The sequence below is a fragment of the Pyxidicoccus fallax genome (genome assembly GCF_012933655.1).
Taxonomy (GTDB): domain Bacteria; phylum Myxococcota; class Myxococcia; order Myxococcales; family Myxococcaceae; genus Myxococcus; species Myxococcus fallax.
The window spans coordinates 1-11,676 of sequence record NZ_JABBJJ010000375.1; the positions used below are offsets into that span (position 1 = coordinate 1).

The following is an 11,676-nucleotide window of genomic DNA, read 5'->3' on the forward strand; positions in this document are numbered from 1 at the left end:
GCAAGGCGGGCTTCGCGCGGGAGGTGCGCCAGTGGGCCGAGACCGAACTCTGCCGCATCGCACGCGTGGACTTCGAGCTGGCGCCGGAGCAGCCGGAGCGCAGCTTTCGCGAGGTCTTCGACAGCTTTTGGGAGGACCTGGCGTGGTGCGCGACGAGAAAGCCGGAGCTGTTCCACTTCACCTTCATGCACTGGCATCCGGACTCGCTGGAGCCAGAGGCCTTGGGTGTCCAGGCGCGGGAGCTGGTGCGCGAGGTGCTGGCGCACGGTGAGCGCGTGGAGGCGCTGGCGCCTGGAAGCGTGCAGGTGGGCGAGGGGCTCATCTGGGGGGCGCTGGCGGAGCTGGTGCGGGCGGTGGCGCGGGGAGACGAGCAGGGCGCGCTGGAGAACGTCATTCCCATGGGGCGGGTGCTCTGGAAGGCGCTGGCGGCGGAGGAGGACTCCGGTGCCGGAGGCGGCCGAACGCCTCCGCCGGAGGGCGCTGGCACCGAAGGCACCGAGGCGGAAGGCGCGGGGACTTCTTCTCTGGAGGTGGCTGCGACGGAAGGCTCGGGGCCCGGTGAGCTGGGCGTGTCCCCTCCAGGCACCGGGACGCGCCCTCCAGCACGAGAGCGTGCGCGCTTGCTCTGCTCCTTGCGCCGCTCCAGTCCGCGCTTCGCCAGGCGACGCCCTGCTCCGTGCAGTGCCTTCCGGCGTCCTGAATCACGCGAGCGCTACGCGCTTGAGCCGCAGCACCTTGACGATGGAGACGAGGGCGCCCACCAGCAGCAGCACGGCCCAGATGAGCCCGAGGATGGCGACGATGATGGCGCCCACCGCGTCGGTGATGCTCACCAGGATGCCGGGCACCAGGCCGTGGAGGAAGGACACCACGGCGTTGGCCAGCAGGGACGTGAGGTAGAGCAGCACCAGCCCCTTGTTCTGCAGGAAGCGCTGATGCGCGAGCACGAGGCACACGCCCGCCGCCAGCTTGAACATCATCAGCAGCCCCAGCGTGCCGGCCGCGCCGCCCCGGTTGAAGAAGCCCCACACCGCCAGGTACGCGATGGTGCCGAACGGCGCGGCGGCCACGAGTGTCACCATGGTGATGAGCAGGCCAATGGCCGCGAGCAAGAGCCCGATACCGGTGAGTAGCGCCACGATGGCGCCCACCAGCGTGGCCAGTCCCTGCACGCGCCCGTGGACGCGCTCGGGGATGAGGAGGCTGGCGCCCATCAATCCCAGCGTGAGCAGCAGCAGCGCGTCCACCAGCGCGAGGTAGGGAATGCCCAGCCCGGGCGTGGGCGGGTTCTCCCGCTGCGTGCGGAACACGTCGTCCATCTTCACGCCCTCTCCCTCGCACACCGACGCGTGCAGGGGGAGGCAGTCCTCGGGGAGCCCTGGCGGTACCGGGGCACAGGGCCTCGTGCCGCTCAGCGCGGAGCAGTCCGGCGGCTTCCGGGGAAGGAGCACCGGCGAGCCCACCTCCACGAGCACGGAGAGCACCAGCAGCACCAGGGCCGCGACGAAGAAGGGCGTTCGCAAGCGGTCCATGCCGCATCCCCCACGGACACGCGCGTCCGAGCAGCGCGCGCGGCGAGGATAGGCACTGCGCCAGGCGCCTTCGGAGCGGGGCTGGGCGGAGTGTCCGGGGCCGCACGGGGCCTGCTCCCGGGGGGCAGGACTTCGCCGGTATGCTGCGGGAAGAATGTCCGACCCCGCACGCGCCATGGTGCCGGCTCTGTCTCCCGAGGACCTGCACCGCCAATTGGAGGGTGGCCTCGAACACATCGAGGCGACCTCATCGTGCTACGGGCGGCTGGACGAAGCGCTGAGCGGAAAGGACTGGCGGAAGCGCCTGCGCGAGCAGCCGCACCTCGCTTCCGAGGTGCTGGAGCGGGACGCCGCGTGCCTGGAGGCGCTGGAGGACCAGGCGCGCCATCGCCGGGACTTTCCGCCGAATGGTACGGCGGTCCACATCCTCGCCGACTGGCGCTGAGGGCGCAGTGGCTCGCGAGACGGGGATGCGCGCGGGCTCCACGCCCGCCTCCGGCCGTCCGGGAGGCGGGCGGGAAGGGCACGGCTACGGCAGCGCGAAGCGGTACAGCGTGGTGGTGCCGCTCACCTCGTTGCCCACCACGAGCAGCGACTGGCCGGTGGGGCTCTGTTCGGCGGGAATGAACAGCAGCCCCTCGGGGCCGAGGTCCCCCACCTTGCCGTCACCCAGCACGCTGGCCTCCGCGTCCGCCACGCTGAAGTCGCGGTTGTTGAGGTACTGCACGAAGCGCGCGTGGCGCGGGTCCGTCACCTCGTACACCATGATGCCGCCCACGCGCTCCAGGCCGATGAAGGCGAAGGTGCGGTCGCCCAGCCTGCCCACCGTGACGCCCTCGGGTTCCGGGCCCTTGTCGTCGCTGCGCGAGTCGAAGTCGTTCTTGTCGTTGTTGGCGTTGAAGTTCGCCGGGTAGCGCGCGGCCACCACCTGCTCGAACTCGTCGCCGCTGTCGAAGACGAGGCTGCCGCTCGCCGTCCAGATGGAGAACGAGCGCGCGCCGAAGGCGTGGAGCTGCTCGTACGTCCCATCCCCGTCCACGTCTCCGCCCCGCGTCGTGACGTTGAGCCGGCCGAGCACCGCGTCGTCCTTGAGGCTGCTCGCCAGCGGCGCCTCCAGCGTCAGCCTGTTCACGCGCTCCACCTCCTTGCCACCGGAGTACTCGCGGATGTCGCCCTCGTTGGCGGTGACGAGGTACGTCTGTCCCGCCGCGGTGAAGGGGGCGATGGCGTCCGGCTGGTACATGCCCAGCACCGGCCAGCTCCCGATGGCGACGCGGGGGCGGGTGCCCGTGGGGACGACGGCGTCGCGGTCGCTCGGATCCATGCCGTTGCCCAGCCCGTGGTGGTTCTTGAAGCCCAGCGGCACCAGCTGCGTCACCGTCGCGGTGGCCACGTCCACCACGGCCACCACGTTCGCCTCCTGGCACGTCACCCACGCCGTCTTCGAGTCCGGCGACACGGCGATGTACTCGGGCTCCAGGTCCTTCGCCACGGTCGGCGCGGCGCCGAACAGCGTGAAGTGCGCGCCCAGCGCGAGCAGCCGCGCCTGCAGGCCATTGAAGGCGGTGAAGCCCGCCGTGGCCACCACCGGCTGTCCCGGCCCGAAGCCCACGGACGCGTCGATGATGCTGACGGAGCCCTCCGGGTCGTTCGTGTAGCTGTCGTTGGGCTCGCCCTCGTTGGCCACCAGCACGTACCGGCCGTCCGGCGAGAAGGTGAGCATGTCCGGCAGCGCGCCCACCTGCACGGCGTTGAGGAACGTGCCGCCGCGCGCGTCATAGAAGGCCACGGCGCCGGGGGCCTGCTTGTCGGAGGACTCCACGGCGATGGCCACGGTGTCGCCGTGCACGCTGACGCTGTTGGCCGCGCCCACCGTGAAGCCCGCCAGCAGCGTGGGCAGGTCCGTCCGCAGGTTGAAGGCGAAGGCCGGGTCCGTCACCTTCGTCGGCTCGGCCGGGTTCGTGACGTCCAGCACGTCCAGCGTGCCCGCCAGCGCGTTCACCACGAACAGCCGCCGCGACGGCGCGTGGTACGCGACGATTTCCGCCGCGCCCTCGTCGAAGGCCTGGCTCCGGTACGTGCCCAGCACCGTCAGCTTCGGGTCCGGCGGAATCGCGGGCTCGCCCTGGGGCCCCTGCGGGCCCTGGGGACCTTGAGGCCCCCGCGGGCCCTGCTCCCCCGTGGGACCCTGCTCGCCCGTCGGGCCCGTGGGACCTCGAGGGCCCTGTTCACCTGAAGGGCCCTGGGGACCCTGAGGCCCCTGCTCCCCCGCGGGGCCCTGTGGGCCCTGGGGACCGGGGGCGCCCGTCTCACCGCGAGGCCCCGGCTCGCCCGGGGGACCCGCGGGCCCCTGCTCACCCTGGCATCCGGCGCCCAGCGCGGCGGCGGCCATCCACGCCAGCAGCGTTCCGGCGCGCGTGGCCCTCTTCACAGTGCTCGGTGGCTTCATCTCGGCTGTCCCCTCCAGAAGTCGGTTTCGGGGACAGCGGCGTAACAGGCGTGCGCGGACCTCCGGCAACGAGGTCGTCACAGGCAGGTGAAGTCGCGGTGGAGGCCGCGGGCCCGCTTACGGCATCAGGAGGAGCTCCACGAGCAGGTCGTCCTCCGCGTCCTCCTGGACGGACGCGTTCCGGTCGTCCACGTCGTAGCCCTTGAACGAGAAGCCTCGCGGCACGTCTCGTCCGAGGCACGGCACCGTGCGCGCTCCCGCGCCCACCCCGTCTCCGTCCGCGTCGGGATAGAGCACGGCCCAGCGGAAGAGGGACGCGTCCGTGTCGTCGCAGTCGTTGCCCTTCGCCTGCGCGAAGTAGGGCTCGGGGAGCTCGGCGCCCGCGCAGAGCCCACCCGCTTCGGACTGGGTGTGGCCGTCCTCGTCCCGGTCCACGTGCGCGTAGGGCAGCATCCGCCAGCGCGTCCCGTCATCGGCGGCGCAGTCCGTGCCGCTGCCCGACCAGGGCTTCGGCACCGTGCCGTCCGTGCACATGACCACCGGCTCGCCCGCGCCCACGCCGTCCGCGTCCGTGTCCACCCAGGCCTGCACGGAGGTGTGCCGCGCCGGGACGGTGTCGTCGCAGTCCAGGCCCCGCGCCGAGGTGGCATGGCCGGCCGGCAGCGTCGCGCCCGAGCACACCGTCCCCGTCTGCGGCACGGTGAAGCCGTCCCCGTCCCCGTCCCGGTGCGAGAAGGCCAGCACCTGCCAGCGGGTGGCGTCCGAGGTGGCACAGTCGCTGTCCCGGGCGGAGTACCCCTGGGGCAGCGTGCCGCCCGCGCACAGCGTCTGTCGCGCTCCCGCGCCCACGCCGTCCCCGTCGGTGTCCGGGTACACGTCCCAGCTCACCCGCCGCGCGGGGCTCGTGTCGTCGCAATCCAGCGCGCCCGGCCAGACGTGGTAGCCGTCGGGAAGCTCCTCGCCGGAGCACTGCACGCCCGTCTGCGGGACGGTGGCTCCATCCCCATCCTGGTCGCGGTGCGCATACGAGCGCCACTGCCAGCGCGTGCCGTCGCCGGCCGCGCAGTCCTCTCCCTCCCACGCGAAGCCCGGACCCGGAGCGTCCCCGATGCAGCGGGCCTCCGCCGCTCCAGCGCCGAAGCCGTCCCCGTCCGTGTCCACGTAGACGTCCCGCAGGCGCCACCGCGTGGCGCTCCGGTCATCGCAATCCAGGTCGCGCGCGGTGTTCAGGTACCCGGAGGGCAGGGTGGTGGCGCACAGGGTGCCCTGCTCGGGCACCGTGAAGCCGTCCGCGTCCGCGTCCCGGTAGGTATAGGCGAGCGCCACCGCGCGCGTGGAGTCGTAGGGCGCGCAGTCGCCCTCCAGCGCGACATGGCCGGCGGGCAGACGCGCGCCGAGGCAGTAGGTCACGCTCGTGTCACTGCCGTGGCCGTCCCCGTCCAGGTCGCGCCAGGCCCGCGCCGTCTGCTGGTAGCGCCCGTCCGTGTCGTCGCAGTCCTCCGGGCCGGGCTGGGAATGGAAGCCCCCCAGCGAGTCGCCCACGCAGCCCGTCACCGGTCCCGGCGCCGTGGCGCCATCTCCATCCCGGTCCGGGTACAACCCCGGCACTTCCCGCCACCGGCTGGCATCGCCGTCCGCGCAGTCCCCCGCGGTGAGCGCCCAGCCCACGGGCGGCCGCTCACCGATGCATTGCAAGCGCGTGCCCCCCGCGCCCAGGCCGTCTCCGTCCTCGTCGCGGAAGACCTCGAGGGTCCGCCAGCGCTCCTTCGACCACGCGGCGCAGTCCTCGGCATCCACCACGCCGTCATCATCCGAGTCCACGCCGGTGTCCGGGCCCTTCGTGCCGCCGGGGCACCCGGCCAGGAGCAGCGCGAGGGCCAGCCAGACGCTTCGCATCGTGCCCATGAGTGGAGTCCCGGGGCAGGGCTAGCGGCGCGTCAGCCGGCAGCGGGCGACGGAGGTGTTCGTCTGCGTCATCTCGAGCAGATAGAGCCCCGGCTTGTTCATGGCGAGCAGGGCCATGCGGTCACAGCGCGTGAGGTGTCCGGCCGAGTCGATGTTGCCCAGGTTGTACCAGAAGGACACGGTTCGCGGGGCGCTCTCCCCCTGGAGGATGCCCGTGACCTCGACCTCGATGTGGTTGACGACGTTGTAGCTGTCCACCGTCTGGAAGACGTACGGGGTTCCCACGACGGGTTCCTCCGCCCCCAGCGCGGCGGGGGCGACTCCCAGGGTGAGGACCAGCAGGGCGGCGGCGCGGCGGGCTCGGCTCTGCGACATCGCGGAACTCCTCGGAGAGGGGACGGGGCCCGGGGCTTCGGGATGCCTGCTCGGGCCCTGCTCCGTATACGCAGGGAGACGAATTTCCTGATTATTACCGGCCACGGAGGGCCTCATCCGGCGGGGGCTCCGCTCCGGCGGGGCACTTCGCCTTGTCATGGCCCGGCGGCTGCAATACGCCTGTAGGCATGTCGACCACCGTGCCCACGTCCGCGCTCCCCGCCGACTTCCTCCGCGCCATCGCCGAGGGCTTCCCCCCGGACTTCCTCACCCGCGAGCCGGCGGAGCTGAGCGAGTACGGCCGTGACTGGACGCGCGTCTACACCCCCGCCCCCAGCGCGGTGGCGCTTCCCCGGAGCACCGACGAGGTCGCCCGCCTGCTGGCCCTGTGCCACCAGCACCAGGTGGCGGTGGTGCCCTCCGGCGGGCGCACGGGCCTGGCCGGCGGCGCGGTGGCGGCCCGGGGCGAGGTGGTGCTCTCCCTCCAGCGCATGGCGCGCATGGAGCCGGTGGACCTGCTCGGCAACACGGTGCGCGTGCAGGCGGGCGCGGTGACGGAGGCCGTGCACCACCACTGCGCCGAGCACGGCCTGACGTGGCCGGTGGACTTCGCCTCCAAGGGCTCCAGCACGGTGGGCGGCAACATCGCCACCAACGCGGGCGGGGTGAAGGTCATCCGCTATGGCCTCACCCGCCAGTGGGTGCTGGGCCTCCAGGTGGTGACGGCCGAGGGGCAGGTGCTGGAGCTCAACGGCGCGCTGGAGAAGAACAACACCGGCACGGACCTGCGGCAGCTCTTCATCGGCAGCGAGGGCACCCTGGGCGTCATCACCGAGGCCACCCTCAAGCTGACGCAGCTGCCCGGCAGGCAGGACGTGTTCCTCTTCGCCGTGCCGGACGTGGCCGCCGTGCTGCGGCTGTTCCGCGACGCGCGCCAGCAGACGTCCTTCCTCATCTCCGCCTACGAGTTCTTCACCGACAGGTGCCTGGCGCGCCTGCAGCGCCACCGCAAGCTGCGCTCCCCCTTCGAGGCCCCCAGCGGCTGCTACGTGCTGCTGGAGGCGGAGGCGAAGGATTCCGCCGCGGTGGAGGCGTGGCTGGGCTCCCTGTTCGAGCGCGGGCTGGTGACGGACGGCACGCAGGCCCAGGGCGCGTCCCAGGCCGCGGAGCTGTGGGCCCTGCGCGAGGGCATCAGCGAGAGCCTCTCGGCCACCGGCCTGCCCCACAAGAACGACATCTCCCTGCCCGTGGCGGGGCTGGAGGCCTTCTGCGGCGAGCTGGAGTCCCTCTTCACCGCCCGCTACCCGGGCTGGGAAATCTGCCTCTTCGGCCACATCGGTGACGGCAACCTGCACGTCAACGTCATGAAGCCGGACGACATGGAGAAGGCGGCCTTCCTCGCCCGCACGAAGGAGGCGGACCCCACCATGTTCGAGCTGGTGAAGAAGCACGGCGGCAGCATCTCCGCCGAGCACGGCATCGGCCTCTTGAAGAAGGACTACCTCGGCTACTCGCGCTCGCCCGCGGAGCTGGAGCTGCTCCGCGCGCTCAAGCGGACCTTGGACCCCCGGGGCATCCTCAACCCCGGGAAGGTCATCGACTCATGAGACGATGCGCGTCTTGATGTCCGTCTGCAGCCCGGCGATGGCGTCACACACCGGGCGCGACACGTCCTGGTCCAGGTCCATGACGAGGTAGCCGATGTTGGCGTCGGTGCTGAGCACCTGGGCGTGGATGTTGGCGTTGAGGTCCGAGACGATGCGGTTGATGTCGCGGAGCACGCCGGGGATGTTGCGGTGCACGTTGAGGATGCGGTGCGTGCCGGGGATGAGCGGCGCCTCCACCTGGGGGAAGTTCACCGCGCCCGTCGTCGCGCCCGCCTTGAAGTACTTCAAGAGGCTCGTCGCCACCTCCTTGCCGATGGCGGCCTGCGCTTCCTCCGTGGAGCCGCCGATGTGCGGCGTGAGCACCACGTTGGGCAGCCCCTGCAGCTCGGTGACGAAGCCGTCCGAGTTGCTCTCCGGCTCCTCCGGGTAGACGTCCACCGCGGCGCCGCCCAGGTGCTTGGAGCGCAGCGCCCGCGACAGCGCGCCGATGTCCACCACCGTGCCGCGGCTGGCGTTGATGAGGCACGCGCCCTTGCGCATCCGCGCCAGCTGGTCCGCGCCAATCATCATGTGCGTGCTGGGCGTGGCCGGTACGTGCAGGGTGATGAAGTCGGACGTGGCCAGCAGCTCGTCCAGCGTGGGCACCGACTGCGCGTTGCCCAGGGGCAGCTTCGTCATCACGTCGTAGTACTGCACCCGCATGCCGAGCGCCTCGGCCATCACGCCCAGCTGCGAGCCGATGTGGCCATAGCCGATGATGCCCAGCGTCTTGCCGCGCACCTCGCGGCTGCCGGTGGCCACCTTGCGCCACTGGCCCGCGTGCACCTCGCGGCTGCGGTCGAACAGCTGGCGCGTGAGGACGATGACCTCCGCCAGCACCATCTCCGCCACGCTGCGCGTGTTGCTGAAGGGCGCGTTGAACACGGGGATGCCGTGCGTGTTCGCGTTCACCAGGTCCACCTGGTTGGTGCCGATGCAGAAGGCGCCAATGGCCAGGAGCTCCTCCGCGTTCACCAGCGCCGAGGCCGGCACCGTCGTCTTGCTGCGGATGCCCAGGAGGTGCACGCCCTTCAGCCGCTCGGCCAGCTCCTCGGGCTTGAGGGCGGCGGACAGCCGCTCCACCTGGAAGCCCTCGGCGGCCAGCATCTCCTCCGCGGACGGGTGGATGTTCTCCAGCAGCAGGGCGCGGAAGGGGCCCTCGTTGGTGATGGGGCGCGTCGGTGAGGGAAAGCGGGCAGTGCTCATGTCGCTGTGCGTTAGACCTCGGCTCCGGGGCTGTCAAGGGTGGGTTGAGGAGGCCGGCGCTCGGGTGCCAGGGGGAGGGTGAAGTGGAAGGTGCTGCCGGAGCCGACGGTGCTCTCCACCCAGAGCCGGCCGCCGTGGGCCTCCACCACGCCCTTGGCGATGTAGAGCCCCAGGCCGCTGCCCCGGTGCGCGGTGCTTCGCGACTGCCAGTGGCGCTGGAAGAGACGGGGCTGCTCGTCGGCGGGGATGCCGGGGCCGGTGTCCCGCACCGTCACGCGCACCTCGCCCGGGCAGGCTTCCGTCTCCACGGTGATGGTGCCGTCCCGTGGGGTGAACTTCACCGCGTTGCCCAGCAGGTTGGCCAGCACCTGGAGGACGCGCTCGCGGTCGCACAGGGCCATCAGCCCCGGCGTCAGGCGCTGCTCCAGGTGGAGGCCCTCGCGCGTGACCTGGGGCTCGATGAGGGCGACGGCCTCGGCGACGAAGTCGCCCACGGCCTCCGGCCGGAGCTCCACCGCGAGGGGCTGGCCCGCGTCCAGCCGGGCCGCGTCCAGCAGCCGGGTGATGAGACCGAGCATCAGCAGCGCGGCCCGGTCCATGGCGGACACGCGCTTGCGCAGCGGCTCCCCGCCGGGAAGCCGCGCCAGCTTCTGGTCCAGCACCGCGGCGGAGAGCCGCACGGTGGCCAGCGGGTTCTTCAAGTCGTGCGAGACGATGGCGAGCACGTCCTCCCGCTCGCGCGCCGCGGCGGCCGCCGCCTGGGCCAGCCGGGCGTTCTCCGCGGCCAGGTGGCGCTGCCGCTCGGCCTCCTGGCCGGCCTGCCGCCGGGCCTGCACCTGCTCCTCGTGCAGCCGGTTGCTCACCACCGCCGCCCGCCACACCACGGCCGTCAGGGTCACCATCATCGCCACCGCGAACAGCGGCCAGGCCAGGCGCGCGTCCACCCAGCGCAGCCGCACGCTCGCCTCCACCAGCGCGCCCACCACCACCGGCAGCAGGCCCGCGAAGAGCATCCTCCGCGCCATCACCCCGCCCGCCGCCTCCGACGTCACCGCCATCACCGGCCCCCGGTCCGGCCGCAGGAAGAGGGCGCCCAGCGACAGCAGCAGCATGGACACCGCCGAGTGGGGCGCGGCGCCAATGCCGCTGTCGAGCCGGTAGATGCGGTGCTCCGCGAAGACGTAGCCCAGGAGCACCGTCAGCGGGACGAGGAGGGCCGCCAGCGCGAGGCACTGCGCCCAGACCGTGCCCCGGCCCCGGTGGTCCACGCACAAGAGGGCCAGGCCCAGCAGCAGCAGGCCCAGCGACGTCTGCGGGGACATGCGGTGCGAGGAGGAGAGCACCGGCGGCACGTCCCAGTGCCACGCGTACGAGAGGAGCGTCAGTCCGCTCACCGCCGTCACCAGCGCCGCGGCCAGCCCCGCCAGCAGGTGGCGGCTGGGGCTGCCCTTCAGGAGCCAGAGCATGGCCACCGAGGAGACCATCACGCATCCCGCGGTGATGGGCATCATCATCGGGGAGTGGGGGAAGAGGGAGTTCAGCACGTCCCGGCCCCAAAGCCCCCAGCCCGCGAGCACCCCCGCGCTCAAGGGCAGCACCAGCGCCACCGCGACCCGCGGCAGCCGTCCCGCTCTCCTCCAGAGCTGTCGCTGTCGCTCCTGGTACACGCCCGGTCCCCTGCTTCAGAGCATGAAGCTATGAACGGCCCCGGGGGGCCGCCCGGGCGGGAGGGCAGGCCCTCTGCCTGATGCTGGTGGACCCGGAGGCCCGCATGGAGGGCGGGCAGGGGGGCATCATCCAAAATGAAACGGCGGGACGCCCTCCGAGAGGGAGGAACGTCCCGCCGCCGACGCGCCAGCGGGCGCGGTGACGACTACTGGATGGTCCAGGCCGCCGTGCCGCTGCAGCTGTTGCTGCTGTAGCAGCCGATGCGGAGCTGGTACGTGCCGCCCGCGTTCGCGGGCACCGTATAGGAGCCGTACGACAGCGTGCCGCAGTTGGTGCCGTCGTCGTTGAAGCTCACCTGGGCGCCAGCGGCGTTGTACAGGCGCAGGTACGTGTCACCCGTGCCGGACGCGCCCGTCACCGTGCAGGTGCCGTAGCGAATCGTCTGGCCCGCGGCGAGGGTGATGTTGGCGTTGGTGGTGTTCTGCTGCGCGCTGTTGGTGTTGCTGGCGGTGAACGCCTGCGAGCCGCTGCCGCCGGTCGGCGGCGGCGTGCCCCCCTCGATGGTCCACACCACGGTGCCGCCGCAGCTGCCCGAGGAGTAGCAGCCCGCGCGAATCTCGAAGTTGCCCGTGGAGGCGGCGGTGAAGCTGATGCTGGAGCCGCGGCCGCTGCACGCGTCGTCGTTGGCGCCGACCTCGGTGCCCGTCGGGCCATTCACGCGCAGGTACGTGTCACCGGTGAAGGTGGCGCCCGTCAGGCCGCAGGTGGCCACGGTGACCTTGTCTCCCGCCGTGAGGGCCAACACCTTGTTGGTGGTGTTCGCCGTGGCGTTGTTGGTGTTGCTGGTGGTGTAGGTGAAGCTGTTGGCCGGCGGGGGCGGCGGCTGTCTCTTATA

The 11,676-nt window shown here is 72.0% G+C and carries 9 protein-coding genes and 1 pseudogene; 2 read left to right on the forward strand and 8 right to left on the reverse strand.

Features of this window, described 5'->3' with window-relative positions:
• Together HG543_RS54785 and HG543_RS45240 are read right to left on the reverse strand one after the other, a co-directional pair.
• Positions 1-187: hypothetical protein (locus HG543_RS54785; protein WP_211194600.1), on the reverse strand; the 187-nt coding region annotated here is incomplete at its 3' end.
• 514 nt (positions 188-701) lie between these two features.
• On the reverse strand, positions 702-1,532 hold the full coding sequence (locus HG543_RS45240) for a hypothetical protein (RefSeq protein ID WP_169351176.1): 831 nt from the start codon (positions 1,530-1,532) through the stop codon (positions 702-704).
• Positions 1,533-1,686: 154 nt separating this feature from the next.
• Between HG543_RS45240 and HG543_RS45245 the strand changes: the two genes are divergently transcribed.
• Positions 1,687-1,977 (forward strand): hypothetical protein, encoded by a 291-nt coding sequence (locus tag HG543_RS45245; protein WP_169351177.1) that lies wholly within the window; start codon positions 1,687-1,689, stop codon positions 1,975-1,977.
• Between the two features lie 84 nt (positions 1,978-2,061).
• Here HG543_RS45245 and HG543_RS45250 read toward each other — a convergent pair whose 3' ends face one another.
• The 3 genes from HG543_RS45250 to HG543_RS45260 form a co-directional block, all read right to left on the reverse strand.
• Entirely contained in the window at positions 2,062-3,981 is a 1,920-nt protein-coding gene (locus HG543_RS45250) for a choice-of-anchor I family protein (protein ID WP_169351178.1), read from the reverse strand.
• 117 nt (positions 3,982-4,098) lie between these two features.
• The gene (locus tag HG543_RS45255; RefSeq protein WP_169351179.1) at positions 4,099-5,886 is read right to left on the reverse strand and encodes a hypothetical protein; all 1,788 of its coding nucleotides are present in this window, start codon (positions 5,884-5,886) and stop codon (positions 4,099-4,101) included.
• A 21-nt stretch (positions 5,887-5,907) separates the two neighbouring features.
• Positions 5,908-6,261, reverse strand: a complete 354-nt coding sequence (locus tag HG543_RS45260) for a hypothetical protein (protein ID WP_169351180.1) — start codon at positions 6,259-6,261, stop codon at positions 5,908-5,910.
• Between the two features lie 200 nt (positions 6,262-6,461).
• Between HG543_RS45260 and HG543_RS45265 the strand changes: the two genes are divergently transcribed.
• Positions 6,462-7,868: an FAD-linked oxidase C-terminal domain-containing protein gene (locus tag HG543_RS45265; protein WP_169351183.1), complete on the forward strand. Its 1,407-nt coding sequence runs from the start codon at positions 6,462-6,464 to the stop codon at positions 7,866-7,868.
• Here the strand turns inward: HG543_RS45265 and serA are convergent.
• From serA to HG543_RS45280, 3 genes and pseudogenes are all read right to left on the reverse strand, one after another.
• On the reverse strand, positions 7,863-9,113 hold the full coding sequence (gene serA / locus HG543_RS45270) for a phosphoglycerate dehydrogenase (RefSeq protein WP_169351181.1): 1,251 nt from the start codon (positions 9,111-9,113) through the stop codon (positions 7,863-7,865). The genes HG543_RS45265 and serA overlap by 6 nt on opposite strands.
• Before the next feature lie 11 nt (positions 9,114-9,124).
• Complete coding sequence (locus HG543_RS56895) at positions 9,125-10,780, reverse strand: ATP-binding protein (protein WP_169351182.1); 1,656 nt, start codon at positions 10,778-10,780, stop codon at positions 9,125-9,127.
• A gap of 206 nt (positions 10,781-10,986) precedes the next feature.
• A pseudogene (locus HG543_RS45280) lies at positions 10,987-11,676 on the reverse strand (serine protease); the annotation flags it as partial.